The 17,013-nt window shown below is 53.5% G+C and carries 15 protein-coding genes; 4 read left to right on the forward strand and 11 right to left on the reverse strand.

Going from position 1 to position 17,013, the window contains the following annotated elements:
- Positions 1 to 8 precede the first annotated feature (8 nt).
- The 6 genes from opp4B to BMX91_RS11300 form a co-directional block, all read right to left on the reverse strand.
- On the reverse strand, positions 9 to 974 hold the full coding sequence (opp4B, locus tag BMX91_RS11275) for an oligopeptide ABC transporter permease (RefSeq protein ID WP_092054132.1): 966 nt from the start codon (positions 972 to 974) through the stop codon (positions 9 to 11).
- Positions 975 to 1,420: 446 nt separating this feature from the next.
- A complete protein-coding gene (gene opp4A / locus BMX91_RS11280) occupies positions 1,421 to 3,160 on the reverse strand; it encodes an oligopeptide ABC transporter substrate-binding protein (protein WP_092054136.1) in 1,740 nt (579 codons plus the stop codon).
- Between the two features lie 36 nt (positions 3,161 to 3,196).
- Positions 3,197 to 4,204, reverse strand: a complete 1,008-nt coding sequence (locus BMX91_RS11285) for an ABC transporter ATP-binding protein (RefSeq protein WP_092054140.1) — start codon at positions 4,202 to 4,204, stop codon at positions 3,197 to 3,199.
- Positions 4,201 to 5,232: an ABC transporter ATP-binding protein gene (locus tag BMX91_RS11290; RefSeq protein ID WP_092054144.1), complete on the reverse strand. Its 1,032-nt coding sequence runs from the start codon at positions 5,230 to 5,232 to the stop codon at positions 4,201 to 4,203. The genes BMX91_RS11285 and BMX91_RS11290 overlap by 4 nt, the downstream gene beginning before the upstream one ends.
- 292 nt (positions 5,233 to 5,524) lie before the next feature.
- Entirely contained in the window at positions 5,525 to 6,769 is a 1,245-nt protein-coding gene (gene fabF / locus BMX91_RS11295; RefSeq protein ID WP_092054149.1) for a beta-ketoacyl-ACP synthase II, read from the reverse strand.
- A gap of 70 nt (positions 6,770 to 6,839) precedes the next feature.
- The gene (locus tag BMX91_RS11300; protein WP_092054153.1) at positions 6,840 to 7,772 is read right to left on the reverse strand and encodes a beta-ketoacyl-ACP synthase III; all 933 of its coding nucleotides are present in this window, start codon (positions 7,770 to 7,772) and stop codon (positions 6,840 to 6,842) included.
- 184 nt (positions 7,773 to 7,956) lie between these two features.
- On the opposite strand from BMX91_RS11300, the gene BMX91_RS11305 reads away from it, so the two are divergent.
- A complete protein-coding gene (locus tag BMX91_RS11305; RefSeq protein ID WP_092054156.1) occupies positions 7,957 to 8,142 on the forward strand; it encodes a DUF2929 family protein in 186 nt (61 codons plus the stop codon).
- A 52-nt stretch (positions 8,143 to 8,194) separates the two neighbouring features.
- Here the strand turns inward: BMX91_RS11305 and BMX91_RS11310 are convergent, their stop codons facing one another.
- From BMX91_RS11310 to BMX91_RS11320, 3 genes are all read right to left on the reverse strand, one after another.
- Entirely contained in the window at positions 8,195 to 10,324 is a 2,130-nt protein-coding gene (locus BMX91_RS11310; protein WP_092054677.1) for an ATP-dependent Clp protease ATP-binding subunit, read from the reverse strand.
- Between the two features lie 155 nt (positions 10,325 to 10,479).
- Positions 10,480 to 10,788 carry a metal-sulfur cluster assembly factor gene (locus tag BMX91_RS11315; protein ID WP_092054159.1) on the reverse strand — a complete coding sequence of 103 codons (309 nt, stop codon included), beginning with the start codon at positions 10,786 to 10,788 and terminating at the stop codon, positions 10,480 to 10,482.
- Positions 10,789 to 10,825: 37 nt separating this feature from the next.
- Complete coding sequence (locus BMX91_RS11320; protein ID WP_092054164.1) at positions 10,826 to 11,602, reverse strand: prolyl oligopeptidase family serine peptidase; 777 nt, start codon at positions 11,600 to 11,602, stop codon at positions 10,826 to 10,828.
- 142 nt (positions 11,603 to 11,744) lie between these two features.
- On the opposite strand from BMX91_RS11320, the gene BMX91_RS11325 reads away from it, so the two are divergent.
- From BMX91_RS11325 to BMX91_RS11335, 3 genes are read left to right on the forward strand one after another with little or no spacing between them, the layout of a single operon-like run.
- Positions 11,745 to 12,569 carry a Cof-type HAD-IIB family hydrolase gene (locus BMX91_RS11325; RefSeq protein ID WP_092054168.1) on the forward strand — a complete coding sequence of 275 codons (825 nt, stop codon included), beginning with the start codon at positions 11,745 to 11,747 and terminating at the stop codon, positions 12,567 to 12,569.
- Between the two features lie 12 nt (positions 12,570 to 12,581).
- Positions 12,582 to 13,433, forward strand: coding sequence for a DegV family protein (locus BMX91_RS11330; RefSeq protein WP_092054172.1), 852 nt, complete (start codon positions 12,582 to 12,584; stop codon positions 13,431 to 13,433).
- 20 nt (positions 13,434 to 13,453) lie between these two features.
- Complete coding sequence (locus BMX91_RS11335) at positions 13,454 to 14,785, forward strand: CoA-disulfide reductase (protein WP_092054176.1); 1,332 nt, start codon at positions 13,454 to 13,456, stop codon at positions 14,783 to 14,785.
- A 62-nt stretch (positions 14,786 to 14,847) separates the two neighbouring features.
- On the opposite strand, the gene BMX91_RS11340 is transcribed toward BMX91_RS11335, so the two are convergent.
- Both BMX91_RS11340 and BMX91_RS11345 read right to left on the reverse strand, forming a co-directional pair.
- Positions 14,848 to 16,302, reverse strand: a complete 1,455-nt coding sequence (locus tag BMX91_RS11340; protein ID WP_092054180.1) for an alpha-amylase family glycosyl hydrolase — start codon at positions 16,300 to 16,302, stop codon at positions 14,848 to 14,850.
- Positions 16,303 to 16,609: 307 nt separating this feature from the next.
- Complete coding sequence (locus BMX91_RS11345; RefSeq protein ID WP_092054184.1) at positions 16,610 to 16,981, reverse strand: YisL family protein; 372 nt, start codon at positions 16,979 to 16,981, stop codon at positions 16,610 to 16,612.
- Positions 16,982 to 17,013 lie beyond the last annotated feature (32 nt).

The following is a 17,013-nucleotide window of genomic DNA, read 5'->3' on the forward strand; positions in this document are numbered from 1 at the left end:
CTTCCTCCTTAACCTAAGCGAATCCGCGGATCGACGATTCCGTAAAGGATATCGGCGATCAGGTTGCCGATCAGGACCATCGCGGACAGCATCATCGTGATAGCCATGACGGTCGGATAGTCACGGTTGTTGACGGAATCCAGGAACAGGAGCCCGATTCCCGGGTAAGTGAAGATCTTCTCCGTGATAATGGCACCGCCGACAAGTGCGGCGATATCGAATCCGAGGAACGTCACGAGCGGGATGATGGAATTCCGAAGGATGTGGACATTATAGATTTTGCCCATCGGCGTTCCTTTGGCGAGTGCCGTCCGAACAAAGTCTTTTCTCGAGTTCTCAATCAGGTCATTCCGGAGGAACTGGGTGTAGGACGCCGTACTGAACATCCCGAGAACAAATGCCGGAAGCATGACGTGGTGGATGCGGCTCATCCAGTACTCAAGTGTTCCTCTGTCAATTTCGATATCCACTGATCCTGCAAACGGGAACCAGTTCAGCTTGAATGCGAAGAAGTATACGGCGAATACACCGGCGACAAACGAAGGGATCGCTATGCCCGCATAGTTGAATCCGGCAATGAGGTTATCTCCGACCGTATACGGTTTCCTTCCTGAATACATCCCCATTGCAAATGCCAACACATAGGTGATCAGCAGTGATGTCAGTGCCAGGAAAATGGTGTTCGGCAACTTTTCCGCAATCAGGTCGGCAACCGGCATCTTATAGCGTGTCGATTTTCCGAAGTCCCCCTGCATGAAGTCAGTTACCCAGCGGTAGTACTGGACATATACCGGATCATTGTAACCCAGTTTTTCACGCATCTCTGCTATGTACTCCGGGTTGGTGTTGTTCGGGTCGATCTCGCCGCTCAATGAATCTCCGGGCATCGCCTTCGCCAGGAAGAACACCACGACGGATACGAGGATCAGCATGGGAATCATGCCGAGAACGCGGCGCAGCGTGTATTTAAGCATACGGGTACTCTCCTTCTTGTCTGTCTCTCTTCGTTGTGACTCTCAAACACGGTAAGAGATATTTAAATTAGGCTCTGTTATAGAGTGTTGTTGCTTTCCGTTACGGGCGGACGCTTTCCGCGGGGAAGGCATCGAGCCTTCTGCGAAGTCTCTCCCCACTTCCTTTTCCGCTGTCCAGCTGTAGAGGGCCAACTCCTCGGGTCATAAGCCATTCCACTCCGCGAAGCAGGCTTCGCTGCGCGGCATGTCTTATGCCTGTCGGAGCTGACCAGCCCCCTTCGCTTTCAATGCAGGAGTCGCCGCCCTTCACTCCAATCCACAGTTAAATATCAACATTATCCGCTAACAGAGCCTTAGAATAAATACGTCTTACCGTGTTTAAGAGCAAAAAAAGAGCAGTGGCGGACGGGCTTGCCGCCCGCCACTGACAGGTCAGATCAGTGTAATTATTGTTTCAGATACCATTCAGCAGGACTGTTGTAGCCCGAAACGTCCATCGAGAAGCCGCCGACTTTTTCGCCGACTCCCATGATCTCATCGAGTTCAGCGATGAAGATCATCGGAACATCTTCAGTTACTTTCTTCTGCCATTCAGCATAGATCTGGGCACGCTTCTCCTGGTCGTCGCCGACTTCCTCAACGCTCAGAGCTTGTTCGAGGAGCTTGTCCGCTTCAGGGTTGTTGTAGCGCGGGTAGTTCCAGATCTGGTCAGCTTTCCAAAGTCCGGACGGGTCAGGGTCTGTGCCTGTGCTCCAGCCGCCGAAGAATGTTTCGATCGAAGGTTCGTCTTTTTCAACCATGTCGTAGTAAAGGTTGACTTCAACCATTTCGACTTCCGACTTCAGGCCGACTTCTTCCCAATACTGGGCAAGTGCTGTCGAGCGGGATTCGAAAGTAGGGTTGCCTGTTGCATAGTGCGAGAACTTCACGACGAATTCTTCGCCGTTCGGATCTTCACGGAAGCCGTCGTCGTTTGTATCAACGAAGCCTGCTTCATCAAGGAGTTGTTTCGCTTTTTCTGGGTCGTAGTCGTATACTTCGACTTCACTGTCATCAGCTGCGATCCAGTGTGCAGTCGGAACCGGCTTGTTGACCGGCTTGCCGTAGCCGAAGAAGAATGCGTCGATCCACTCTTCACGGTTGATGGCATGGGCCATAGCCTTACGGAGGTTGACGTCTTGATATTTCGGAAGTTCTTCAGTGATTGTCTTCGAGGCGTTGTCGAATTTGCCGAGTTTAAAGCCGACATAGTAGTACGACAGGCCAGGTGCGGTTACAACTTCAACGTTGTCGAGTTTCTCAACGTCAGGAGCCGAAACCGGCTGCAGCGAGATCATGTCGATATCGCCATTCTGGAGAGCGCCGACTGTCGCCGTGTTGTCGATAACACGGATGATGACCTTGTCGAGGTTAACTTCGCCATTCCAGTAATCTTCGTTTTTCACGAGTTCAATCGACTCGCCGGGAACGATGTTTTCAACTTTGAACGGACCGAGGCCGACCGGCTTGGTGCGGACCTGTTCGGAACCGGACATGTCTGCCACTTCGATTCCTTCAAATTCCTTCTGGGACATCGGGTAAGACCAGATGTTCGTCAGGTTGTTCAGGCGTGGCTCATCGAATGTAACTTCGATGGTGTAGTCATCAACGACATTCAGGCCGGAAATGCTGTCTGCTTCGCCTGCGCGGAATGCTGGTGCACCTTCGATTGTTTCAACGTTTGTGTAACGAGGGCCGTCATAGTCAGGGTGCGCGATAGTTTCAAGTGCGAATACCCAGTCATTGACTGTGAGTTCCTCACCGTTGTGCCACTTGACGCCTTCCTTGAACTTGAATGTGAAGTGCTGGTTGTCTTCAGTTTCCCATTCAGCAAGGTTAGGGATCGGCTGGAGGTTCTCGTCATAGTCGATGAGACCTTCATCGAAGAAATCGATGATTTCGGCATCTGTAGCGATACCGTAGAACGCCCAGTTGTAGAGACCTTCAGGAACAGCGTCGAGACCGTATGTGAGCGTTCCGCCCTGTTGTGGCTCGCCGGATTGTTCTTCAGTCGCTTTTTCTCCGTCTTTGCTATCGCCCGAATCAGTTTCGGACGCATCGTCGCTGCCGCCGCCGCCACAAGCCGCAAGGAATGCGGAAAGGACGAGGATCATGGCGAACAGCCAGAGCATGGATTTGCGTTTCATGCTTGTTTCCCCCCCATTTTCATGGATATTTTTTGATCAGTACAGTACGCACGCAACGTGATGCCCCGGTCTCACCTCCTTCAGTGGAGGCTTCTCCTGCGAACAGATTTCCTGTGCCATCGGGCAGCGCGTATGGAACGGGCAGCCTGTCGGCGGGTTCGCGGGACTCGGCACATCCCCCTGCAGCACAATCCGCTCTTTCCGCAGTTTCGGATCAGGTTCCGGAATCGCGGAGATGAGCGCCTGTGTGTAAGGGTGCAGCGGCTCGCTGTAAAGATCTTTATTTGAAGCAACCTCGACGAGATTGCCCAAATACATGACACCGATCGTATCGCTCATATGCTTGACGACACTAAGGTCGTGGGCGATGAACAGATACGTGAGGTCGAACTCTTTCTGAAGGTCTTTCAGAAGGTTCAGGACCTGGGATTGGACAGAAACGTCCAGTGCGGATACCGGCTCATCGGCAATGATGAGCTTCGGGTTGAGGGCCAATGCCCTGGCAATGCCGATCCTCTGGCGCTGACCGCCGGAGAATTCATGCGCGTATTTATAGTAAGCGGTCTCCGGAAGGCCGACCCGGACCAGAAGGGACTTGACGAATTCTTCAAGTTCTTTCTTATCCCGGCGCTCAAAGTTCTTGATCGGCTCCGAAATGATGTCGCCGACCATCTGCATCGGGTTAAGGGACGCATACGGATCCTGGAACACCATCTGGAAATCCTGGCGGGCCTTGCGAAGCTTGGATCCGCCGATCCTGGTAATGTCCTCTCCGTCGAAGATGATCTGGCCGCCGGTCGGCTTAATCAGGCGCAGGATCGTCCGGCCGGTTGTGGATTTACCGCATCCCGACTCGCCGACCAGACCCATCGTTTCCCCTTTTTTGATGGTGAATGAGATATCATCCACGGCTTTTACGTTTCCTACGACTCTCTTAAAAAAGCCGCCGTGGATCGGATAATAAGTTTTGAGGTTTTTTACTTCAAGGAGATTTTTGCGCTCTTGCTGCGGTTTCCCCTGTTCTGTAAAGTCTTTTGTTGTCATCGTGCACCTACTCTTTCTTCTTTCGGCCAGCTTTCCTCATACAGCAGGCAGGCCACTTCGTGTCCGCCTTTTGTGTCTTCGAGGAGCGGGGTGATCTGCATGCATTCCGGCATCGCTTTTGGGCAACGGTTCGCAAACCGGCATCCGACCGCAGGCATGTCCTTGACCGATGGAACGAGTCCTTCGATCGTTGCCAGGCGCTCCTTTTCTTCCTCCATCTTCGGGATGGCCTCCATCAGGAGCTGTGTGTACGGGTGCTGAGGATTTTCGAACAGATCCTCGACAGTTGCCCGCTCCACAATTTTGCCTGCATACATAACCAGGACGACATCGCAGATCTCGGCTACAACACCAAGGTCGTGGGTGATGAGCATGATCGACATGTCATTCACTTCTTGGATACTCTTCAGCAGATCCAGAATCTGGGCCTGCACTGTAACATCAAGTGCAGTGGTCGGTTCGTCCGCGATCAGCAGCTTCGGCTGGCAGGCAATCGCCATCGCGATCATCACACGCTGCCGCATTCCCCCGGAAAGCTGGTGGGGATACTCATCGATGATCTGATCAGCACGGGGAATACCCACATTTTTCAGCAATGTAACCGCTTTCGCTCTTGCTTCGTTTTTAGTGATGTCTTGGTGATTCAGCAATACTTCCGTGATCTGGAAGCCGATTGTGAATACCGGATTCAGGGAAGTCATCGGCTCCTGGAAGATCATGGAGATGTCTTTGCCCCGAATGTTATTCATCTTTTTCTCGTTATATCCAACGATGTCGGTACCTTCGAAAAGGATCTCTCCTCCGCGCACCTTTCCGATGCCCTTTGGCAGCAGATGCATGATGGACAGCGACATGACGCTTTTGCCGCAACCGGACTCTCCGACGATGCCGACAATCTGTTTGCGGTCAACCTTGAAGGAGACTCCTTCAACTGCGTTATAGTATTGTTTCTCGATTTTAAAGCCGGTCTGTAGGTTACGGACCTCCAGGAGAGGTGTCTTTGCCGGTGTGTTTAGTTTGGATGTCATGAATACACCTCAAGATTTCTATTTTTCTGTTATTTTTGCTCTTGCTAAATTTTATTACAAATAGATTACATCCGCAAGGTGTTTTTTGAATTTCCTGTAACGAGTATACAATTCAAACCTCCTTTTCGGTTATAAAACCCAATCATATCAAGGGTTTGTTCCAATATGTCAGAATAGTTATTTTTGAATAATTTATTAATATCATACTAATCACCTATTATATTTGAATCGTATTTCCCGTAAAAAAGCCCTGGTCTCCACAATTGGAAATCAGGGCTTTGCATCTATTTTCTTATTCCGCTTTTTTGAAAAGGAGTGAAACGTTGTGACCTCCGAAGCCGAGAGAGTTGCTCATGGCATACCGGATGTCCTGCTTTCTTGCTCCGTCCGTGACATAATCCAAGTCGCATTCCGGATCAGGGGTTTTATAGTTTGTGGTCGGCGGTAAGATGCCTTCGTGAAGGGCCAGTGCGGTAAATACCGCTTCCACACCGCCAGCTGCGCCGAGCAGATGCCCTGTCATGGATTTCGTGGAGCTCATTGCCAGGTTGTAGGCGTGCTCCCCAAAGACAGATTTGACGGCCTGGGTCTCAAATTGGTCGTTATATGGCGTGCTTGTCCCATGGGCATTGATATAGTTGACTTCATCCGGGCTGATGCCGGCCTTCTCAATCGCCTGTGTCATCGCACGGGCCGCGCCTTCTCCCTCCGGAGCCGGGGCCGTGATATGGTGTGCGTCACCGGTCGAGCCGTAACCTACAACTTCGGCATAGATTTTCGCTCCGCGTGCTTTTGCACGTTCATACTCTTCGAGGATAAGGATGCCTGCACCCTCTCCGATTACAAAACCATCACGGTCCGCGTCAAAAGGACGGGATGCCGTTTCAGGGTCCGGATTGGTCGAGAGTGCGGTGTTTGCACAGAATCCCGCCACCGCCATCGTTGTAATCGGGGCCTCGGCCCCTCCCGTGATCATCATGTCCGCGTCGCCGCGGAGAATCGCCTCGAAAGCGTCGCCGATCGAGTTGGCACCGGATGCGCATGCCGTCACTGTACATGAATTGATTCCTTTGGCGTTGGTATAGATCGAAACCTGTCCTGCAGCCATATCCGGAATCATCATCGGAACGAAGAACGGGCTAACCCGCCGGTAACCGCGCTCCTGGAACGTCTTGAACTGTTGCTCATGCGTCTCCATGCCGCCAATGCCCGAGCCGATCCAAACACCTGTCCGGAGGGCATCTTCCTCTTCCAGACGGCGTGGCAGTCCCGCATCCTCCATCGCCTCAAATGCTGCAGCAAGCGCATAATGGGTGAAACGGTCCATTTTGCGCGCCTCTTTTTTCGGGACGTATTGTTCAATGTCAAAGTCCTTAACTTCAGCAGCAACCTTAGCAGGGAACTGCTCCCTGTCCAGACGGGTCATCATGCCGATGCCTGATTTCCCTTCTTTGACTCCCTGCCAAGTGCTCTTGGCGTCATTGCCCAGCGGGCTGACCGCTCCTAGGCCTGTTACTACGACTCGTCGCTTGTTCATCTCATTTTCCCTTCCTTCTGTATGAATGGTTTGATATATGTGGTGTTGTTATAATGCTGCTTTGTCTTTCTCAGCGTCCCCAGCGGATCGCGAGCGCACCCCATGTAAGGCCGCCCCCGAATCCGACAAGGACGATGACATCATCATCTTTGACATTCCCTGCGCCGACTTCATCACAAAGAGCGATCGGGATGGATGCGGAAGAGGTGTTGCCGTATTTGTGGATCCGCTTGGACATCTTTTCCGGCGGCAAGCCAAGGCGTTCCCGCGCGGCTTCCATGATCCGGATATTGGCCTGGTGCGGAATCAGATAATCAGCGTCTTCTTTGGTCAGACCGGCTTTGTCGAGGACCGATACCGCGGAGTCGCCCATTTGGCGGACTGCGAATTTAAACACTTCCCTGCCATTCATCTTGATGTTTTTATCCTGGTAAAGGTGTTTTCCTCCAGAGCCATCAGCTCCGAGTTCAAATGACAGGATCCCGCGGTCTTCTCCAACCTTCCCGATGACGGCGGCGCCTGCTCCGTCTCCGAACAAGACAGCAGTATTGCGGTCTTCCCAATCGGTGATTTTCGAGAGCTTTTCCACACCGACGACGAGAATATAGTCATAGCATCCGTTTTCGACGAATTGCTGTGCGGTCACGACGCTGTACATAAATCCGGCACATGCCGCTGACTGATCCATCGCACCGGCATTTTTTGCACCGAGGCGCTCCTGGATCTGAGTGGCCACGCTCGGGAAAGGCCTGTCCGGCGTGACCGTCGCCACGATGATAAGGCCAAGCTGCTCAGCCGTAATTCCGGCGTCCTTCATCGCAGCTTCGGCGGCACGGAAAGCGAGCTCTGAAGTGTCTTCACTTTCTGGAGCAATTCTTCTTTCCTCTATGCCTGTACGTGTGCGGATCCATTCATCAGATGTATCCAGGCGTTTCTCCAGATCTGCATTTGTGACCACCTGTTCCGGGACATACTTCCCGATTCCGATCATGCCGACGCCCATATTGCATCCCCTTTTCTCATCATCTTCTATTAGTACCTGGTATCAATTTAACATACATGAACGTTCTTTGACAACTTGCTGCGCATGACTGTTTTTGGTGAAAAATGTGTCTTCATCCGCTTTTGCATTCTCTGTCCGCTATGGTATGATGAGTTCGGATATTTCCGTTCAGAGGTGAAACCTTATGCAATTTATCATGACGTTTGTCTGGTCGTTCCTTCTCATTACGACCCTGAATTATGTTGTCAGCTCCGTCAATGCGGTTCCATTCGATTTCGGTCTTGGAGCCATCGTTTCTGTCGTTTTCGCGGTCATGCTCTTCATGATGTCGGCCGTTCTTCCGGAAGAGACGCTGCCGGACTACGAATGAAACCGGAAAAACCGTTCCCCCTCATTGGGTGGAACGGTTTTTTGTTGGGTGTTTATGCCTTTTCAATTTGCACCTTGCCGTCTTCAAGCACTGCGCGGATCGTATCGCCTTCCCGGAAGCCTCCCCGGATCAGCCCATGCGCGACGGCGGTCTCGACATGGCGCTGGATAAATCGCTTAAGCGGGCGGGCGCCGAATTCAGCATCGGTCCCTTCTTCAACGATCCATTCGGCGATGCCTTCCCCGAACTCAAGCCGGATACCCTGAGTTGCGACACGGCCGGCCAGATCGCGCATCATCTTCATTGCGATTTTCAGGAAGTCGTCAGCCTTAAGTGAGTTGAAGATGACGATATCATCCATCCGGTTGATCAGCTCCGGCTTAAAGTGTTTTTTCAGCTCAGCCATCACAACGTCCTCGATCGCATGGTCTTCGATCCCCTCCATCTGGAGGAGGAGCGAGGAGCCGATGTTCGATGTCATGATGATGATTGTGTTAGTGAAGTCCACATTTCTTCCCTGGCTGTCGGTAATGCGCCCGTCATCCAATGCCTGGAGCAGGATGTTCGAGACATCCGGATGGGCCTTCTCGATCTCGTCGAGCAGCACGACGGCATAAGGGTTGCGCCGAACGGCCTCGGTCAGCTGTCCGCCTTCTTCAAAGCCCACATATCCCGGGGGCGCGCCGACTAGCCGGGAGACAGAGTGCTTCTCCATATACTCCGACATATCGATGCGGATAAAGTGATCCTCCGAATCAAACAGCGTCGCCGCGATCGTCTTGGCAAGTTCGGTCTTCCCGACTCCGGTCGGTCCCAGGAAGAGGAACGATCCGATCGGCCTGTGCGGGTCCTTGATGCCCGCCCTTGCCCGCCAGATCGCCTCGGTCACAAGGCGGACAGCGTCATCCTGCCCGATGACCCGCTGTTCCAGCGTCTCGTCCAGGCGGAGCAGCTTTTCCCGCTCCCCTTCCACAAGTTTCGAGACCGGAATGCCCGTCCAGCGTGCGACGATGTCCGCAATCTCTTCTTCGGTCACTTCCTCGCGGAGAAGGCGGTTCTCGGAAGCGGTCAGCGGCGCCTCCAGTTCATGCAGTTCCTTCTCGGCCTGAGGAATGCGGCCGTGACGGAGCTCCGCCGCCCGGTTAAGGTCATAGCGGTTTTCCGCGTCTTCCAGCTCGCGCCGGTAGCGGTCCAGTTCCTCACGCTTCGCCTGGACGGTGCGGATCGCTTCTTTCTCCCGTTCCCACTGCTCACGCATATCTTCTGTGGATGTCCTCAGTTCGTGCAGCTCTGAACGGATGTCTTCCAAGCGGGCCTTGCTCCGGTCATCCTTTTCCATCATGAGGGCCTGCTCTTCGATCTCCAGCTGCATGATGCGCCGTGTCACTTCATCCAGCTCCTGTGGCATCGAATCAATCTCGGTACGGATGAGCGCACTTGCCTCATCGACAAGGTCGATCGCCTTGTCCGGGAGAAAGCGCTCGGTAATGTACCGGTCGGACAGCGATGCGGCAGCGACCAGGGCGCGGTCATGGATGCGGACACCATGGTGAAGCTCGAAGCGCTCTTTTAGGCCCCGCAGGATTGAAATCGTATCTTCCACATCAGGTTCCTGCACGAGCACTTGCTGGAAACGGCGTTCCAGCGCGGCATCCTTTTCGATATACAGACGGTACTCGTCCAGTGTCGTCGCGCCGATCAGATGCAGTTCGCCCCTGGCCAGCATCGGCTTCAGCATATTTCCCGCATCCATTGATCCTTCCGTACGTCCCGCGCCGACAATCGTATGGAGCTCGTCGATAAACAGGATGATCTGGCCGTCGCTGTCTTTTACCTGTTGAAGAACAGCCTTCATCCTCTCCTCGAACTCACCACGGTATTTTGCACCGGCAATCAATGCGCTCATATCCAGTTCATACAGATTCCTGTCCTTAAGCCCTTCCGGCACATCTTTCTTGACGATTCTCTGTGCCAGCCCCTCGACAATCGCCGTTTTCCCGACACCCGGCTCCCCGATGAGAACGGGATTGTTTTTCGTCTTTCTTGAGAGGATCCTGACCACGTCGCGGATTTCCTGGTCACGGCCAATGATCGGATCCATCTTTCCGGCCTTTACATCATCGATCAGATTTCGCCCGAACTTCTCCAACGGGCTGCGCTGATCGTCCTGCTGCATGTTCATCTGCATTGTTGATTCGCCCCCAAACCCTGAATTGATCTATACTGACTTTGACCTTATTTGACTATATTCATTATAAAGTATTCCCCCGGAACATTAAAGCGAAACGAAAAAACCGCACGTTGACCCTTTTAGGCACGTGCGGCTGGGTAATTCTATTAACGTACACCAAGCGCGATTTTCGCGTAGCGGGACATCATGTCCTTCGACCATGGCGGGCTCCAGATGATGTTAACTTCTGTTTCCTTGACCTCAGGCAGTTCGGCCAGTTCACGTTTGACGTTATCAACGATCATCGGGCCCATCGGGCATCCCAGCGACGTAAGCGTCATCGTGACATCCACTTTGCCGGCTTCATCCATATCCACATCGTAGACAAGGCCCAGGTTCACTATGTCAATGCCAAGCTCGGGGTCGATCACGTTCTCGAGCGCACCCATGAGGCTGTCTTTCATCTCCTGATCCATCATCATTCCCCTTCCGTTCTTTGCTGACTCCATCATATCAGACCGTGGCGACATCATTCAAATAGGTTGCAAGCCAGTCCGCGCATTCCAGCATGCCCGTCCTGGAGACCGCATGTCCCGCCTGGCGCTCGTAGCGGGTTTTCAGCCTCTCCGGTGCCTCCCGGTAGTCTTCCCGCAGCGCCTCGACAAAATTCCTGGTCGGCTTGAACGGGACGGTCTCGTCCATTTCGCCATGCCAGAAATAGACCGGCCTGCCGGCAAGCGGTTTGCGGTCTTTTGTCAGGTCGAACTTGCCGAGTGTCTCCAGAAGGCCGCGCCGCTCATCCGGCGTCAGCGGAATTTCAAAGCCTTTCGCTTCGTATTGCGCCATCTGGGCTTTCGCCAGGCTGACATATCCCGGCGTGCCCATCATGACAGCCGCGCAATCAATCCAGTCATAGACCTTCAGGCAGCCGAGAGTCTCGATGCCGCCCATCGACGTTCCGGCGACTCCGATTTTCCCCGCCTTCGGGTAGCGGCGGCCGATCTCTTCCTTAAGTATGCCGACTTCTTCGATGCTTGTCAGGACGATTTCCCAGAACCTTAGGCTCAGCTGGACCTCATCAAGCCCTTCTTCCCTCTCGCCGTGCAGATGAGCTTCCGGAAGAATGACACGGAGTCCCTGCTTGGCCATATTGTATGCATAATGCAGATTGTGTTCCTTGGCACTTGTAAAGCCATGAAGGAATATAACAACCGGGGAGGATTCCCCGCCTGTTTCGGGGTATATATGCAGGAGCGGTATGCCCGCCCACCGTTCTTCTCTGATTTCCATGTGCAGCACTTCCTATTTTTTTCTTTTTATCGTATCAGACAGAACAGGAAAACTAAACCGGAACGGCAGCCCTTCCCGGGGGCTATTTTTGACTTGGCCTCCCATTGCGGTCTACACTCAATCTTGAAGGGGGAGAACGAATATGAAACAGCACCTTATCGTACTTGATTTGGACGGCACGCTGCTTACAGATGAAAAAGTAATATCCGATAAAACGGAGCAAACTCTGCGAGCTGCAAGACAGGCCGGCCATCAGGTGATGATCGCCACCGGGCGGCCATATCGCGCCAGCGAGCCTTATTATAGGCAGCTGAACCTGGATGTCCCGATCGTCAATTTTAATGGAGCATTTGTCCACCATCCTGCGGATCGGAGCTGGAAGCCGTTCCATGAACCGATCAGCCTGCCGGTTGTCGGCGAAGTCGTTGAGGCCCTCCAGGACTTTAACGTGCACAACGTCGTTGCGGAAGTGATGGATGATGTCTATATCCACCGCCATGATGAAAAACTGATGAACATCTTCACGATGGGCGAGCCGTCGGTGACGGTCGGCGACCTCCGTTCCTATCTCAAGGACAATCCGACAAGCCTTCTGATCCATCCCGAGCAGGAAGATCAGGACAAAATCAGGCAGCATCTGGCCGATGTGCATGCGGAAGTCATCGACCACCGCCGCTGGGGAGCTCCGTGGCATGTCATCGAAGTGATCCGGCATGGCCTGAACAAGGCGGTCGGAATTTCGAAAGTTGCCGGATGGCTAGATATTCCGCAGGAGCGGATCATCGCTTTCGGTGATGAGGACAACGATTATGAAATGATCGAATATGCCGGCACCGGCGTTGCGATGGGCAACGCCATCAACGGACTGAAGTCAATCGCCGATGAAGTGACCGGGACTAATAACGAGGACGGCATTGCCGCCGTACTTGAAGAGCGGCTAAAACTGAAACTGGAAAGCAATACTTAAGGAGGACGAATGATGAAACTGTTCACAGACAGCGGATCCGACCTGCCGCTCTCATTTTTTGAGGAACATGACGTGACCCTCCTCCCCCTCCGCGTGGAGATTGGCGGTGACTCATACGACGATATTTCGGAAATCGATTCCACCACCATTTTCCGGAGAATCCGGAACGGGGAACGCCCAAAAACTTCCCAGGTATCACCGGAGCTGTTCACGAGGAAATGGAACGAACTGGCGGAGTCCGGTGAAGAAGGGCTCTACATTGCCTTTTCCTCCGAACTTTCCGGTACATACAGCACGGGTGTGGTGATCCGTGACCAGGTCAAAGAAGACCATCCGGAACTTGACATTGTGATCATCGACACAAAAGGTGCTTCCCTGGGGCAGGGACTGATCGTCCAGGAAGCCGCCCGCCTTCGGGATGCCGGCAAGAGCCGTGATGAAATCGCTGCAGCTTTACGCATCCTGGTGGACCGAGTCGTCTCTCTGTTCACCGTGGAAGACCTCGACTACCTCGCCAAAGGCGGCAGGGTGTCCAAGGCGAGCGCCTTTATCGGCGGCCTGCTGAATATCAAGCCGCTCCTCCATGTCGAGGACGGCAAGCTGGTCCCTATTGAAAAGTACCGGGGACGCAAAAAAGTGTTCCAGCGCATGGTTGGCCTTATGGAAGAACGGGGCAGCAGCTTTTCCGGCCAGCACGTGGCCATCAGCCACGGAGATGACGAGGAAGCGGCTCTCACTCTGAAGGGGATGATCGAGGATTCCCACAAGCCGGCGTCGGTCGGCATCTACCAGATCGGCTCCGCGATCGGTGCCCATACCGGTCCGGGTTGCATTGCCTTGTTTTTCCTTGGGCCGGAAGCTTAACAGCCAGAAAGGATGATTGGATGAAAATCGTCGTCATCGGGGCGGTCGCCGGAGGGGCGACCGTTTCTTCTCAGATCCGCCACTTTTTGTCGGATGCCGACATCACCCTGATCGGAAAGGACTCGGAGCTCGGCTTCGGCACATGCGGAATGCCGTATGTGCTTGGCGGGCTGATCGATAGCGAGGAAGACCTTGTCCATGCGACACCTGAAGGATTCAGTGAGAAGAAATCGATCGATGTGCGTCTACTTCATGAAGCGACGAAAATCGATCGCGCAACCAAGAAAGTCCACATCTGCAATTTGGAGACGGGTCAAACTGATGAGCTGCCTTATGATAAGCTCGTGCTTTCTCCCGGTGGGCGTGCCCGGAAGCCGGCCGTTCCGGGAAAACCGGACATTCCAATGTTTACACTCCGTCACTTCGGCGATCTTGGGCAGTTCAAGTCATTCCTTGATGAACAGAAGCCTGCCTCCTGCCTGGTGATCGGCGGCGGTTTCATCGGTGTGGAACTGGCGGAGAACTTCCGGCACCGCGGCATCGAGACTGCCCTTGTCGAACATAATGACCATGTCATGCCGATCGGGGACGAAGATATGTCGGATCTGCTCGCAGAAGAGATGGAGCGGAACGGTGTCCGGCTCCATCTCGGACGGGAGCTGAAAATGATCGACGGCAGGAGGATCACCCTCGATGACGGCACCGAACTGGAAGCTGATTTCATCGCGACTGCTGTCGGCCTGGAGCCCAACACACTGCTTGCCAAAGAAGCCGGCATTGAGATCGGACCGACCGGAGGGATTGCGACGGACCCGTTTATGAGGACGAACGATCCGGATATCTATGCGATCGGGGATGCTGCCGAAGTCAAGGACTGGTTTACTGGAAAGCCCAAGCGGGTTCCGCTTTCATGGCCTGCACACCGGGCCGCATTCATCGTCGCAAACCACCTTGCCGGAGGAGACACGGAGATGGACGGGATGCTTGGCACATCGATCACGAAACTCTTTTCCCTCACCGCCGGCATGACCGGCATGACAGAGAAAATGCTGAAAAAAGAAGGGATGGCCTACAAAACGGTTATCCACAAGAGCCGGTCAAATGCCGGATACTATCCCGACAGCGGAAAACTTGTCCTGAAAGTCCATTATGATCCCGACACCCGCGCCATTTATGGTGCGCAGGCGGTCGGAGAAAAAGGCGCGGACAAGCGCATCGACGTGATCGCCACTGCGATCCGGGGCGGACTCACCGTTGATGATCTTTCGGCCATAGAGACGGCGTATGCCCCGCCATACGGATCCCCGAAAGATCCGGTCAACATGCTCGGATACCGGGCAATGCGGTCCTGAATTTTATTTCCACATCGAACAGGCCTCCATCCTTTTCCGGATGGAGGCCTGTTCCTATAAATTTATTTTTTTGCCCGTGCAGCCTGCTCGTCTTTTGCACGCTGCTTCCCTTTTCTCCAGACCATGTAGATGAATCCGATGAATGTCACGTAGACGAGGATAGCTGCAATGATATACGGGATATTGAGCCCGGTATCTTCCTCGACAATGAATAGGTCCGCCTCTTCCCTGTCGAGCACGACCCGGTATTCACCGCTGTCCGCCTGACTGACCAGATTATCATCCATCAGGGCACGCAGCCGCTTGCCTTCGCCGATTTCCTCTTGGGACAGGTCGATGCGCTGTGTCTCGCTCGTATTGTTGAGAACGACAACCCACGTCTCCTCATCACTGAATCGTTTATAAACGATCAGCCCGTCTTCATTGTGGAGAAGTTTGAAGTCTCCGGTACGGAGTGTCTCCGATTGGTTCCGCAGGCCGTTCACATCAGTGATGTGGTCCTTGAGCTCCTCATCCGTCTTGAAATTGTGGAGCGGATGTGTAACTGGCGCTTCCTTGCCCGCCACTGCAATTTCAGTACCGTAAGTCATGACCGGCACGCCAGGCAGAGTGAAGAGCGCCGTTGCTGCGATGTTCCAGCGTGTCGGCGGGAACATCCTCCGTTCCACCATTTCCGTCGTGAATCTCGTGGTGTTCAGGGTGTCGAAGAACATCATCGACGGAGGATCCGTATTTTCAACCTTGTCCAAAGTAGCAGAATCCGGATCCATCTCGACAAATGCCGCACGGAGAGCCTCCATCACATCCGGGTCATACACCAGATCAAAATCAGCTTCGGAAGGTGCGACCGAAAACACGGTGATCGAAGGCGCTTCTTTTTTCAGAGCATCGATCATCCGGTTCAGAAACGCCGGATCTGCCTCACCAAAGCTTGTCAGCCGGATGCCATCGAGACCGGTTTCCGCCGCAAACGAGACGGCCGCATCGATTAGTGCTTCCCGGACTTCCTCGTTGCCAAGGTCCCAGTTGACCGTTTCTCCGTCATCGGAAGGGATGGCCCAACCTTCATGTTCTGCGGTCCACTCGTGATCAGGACTCACACCGCCCAGCGGGAAGTCTGCATAAACTGACATGTCCTTCTCATGATAGGCAGACAGCATATCGCTCAGTTCGTCTTCCGTTCCGAAACGGTCCTCGATCGCTTCGTAGCTCAGAACTGCACGGCCGTCATAGGTCACTGTTTCGAAAATGGGGCCGATCGAGACCGAGGTGAAGCCCATTTCCTGGAGATAATCAGACTTTTCCTGAAGGCCGGCAAAGTCCCCGCCGTTGAATCCCTGGCTATCACGGGGATCGGCTCCCTGGTCATTCTCTGTCGCTCCGTTGTAAAACCGGTCAACGAGCGTATCATAAATGCTTTCATCGTGAATCGTCCGTTCATCCGCAGCAACTGCAGGAATTACGGCGGTTCCGAAAAGTAAAGCCGCGCCAAGTGCGGCAACTGTCTTCTTGAACACTTATATCGTCACTCCTTGTTCCATCATCCGTTATTTTATCATCCCGCACCGTACGCGGCGACCCGTACGGAAAATCCATGAATGAAAACTCCCGGAAATGGGGCGGAAATGTGAATTCACAATCGGGTTTATGATCGCTTCTGACGAGATTGTCAACGTTTCAGTAGAGTTAATCAACGTATCACCTAAGATCGTCAACGCCTCAATAAAGATCGTAAACGTCTCACTCCTTTTCCCCGGCCCTTCAGAATGAAAAGGAAAAAGCCGGAAACCGGTCCGAAGACCCGTTTCCGGCTTTTTGTTCCTGTCAGAAGAAGTCCATGCCGATCGGCAGGCTCATGCCGATGAACATCGTCACAAGGAGGCTGATGAAAAACAGCGCCCAGAAGACGGTGGTCGGCTTGTCTTTGTTCTGACGGACAAGCACCATTTCCATGAATCCGATCGTCACGACGCCAAGCAGGAACTTGACTCCGTACATGGCCGCATCGGAGCTGGACCATGCGAAGAACAGGAAGGCCCCGCTGAGGATGACGAGGATGTAGAAGAGACGGAGGATCATATGAACGATCTTACGCCCCTTGCTTCCTTTCGCCATGACCGCTGCCACCAGGAACAAAATGATTGCGACGACCCAGGTGAAGATGTGCAGATGTGTCGTATCCGTAAAGATGCCCAACTAGTCCACCTCTTTTTCTATGATTGCCCTTT

Source organism: Bhargavaea ginsengi (assembly GCF_900109165.1).
GTDB lineage: Bacteria > Bacillota > Bacilli > Bacillales_A > Planococcaceae > Bhargavaea > Bhargavaea ginsengi.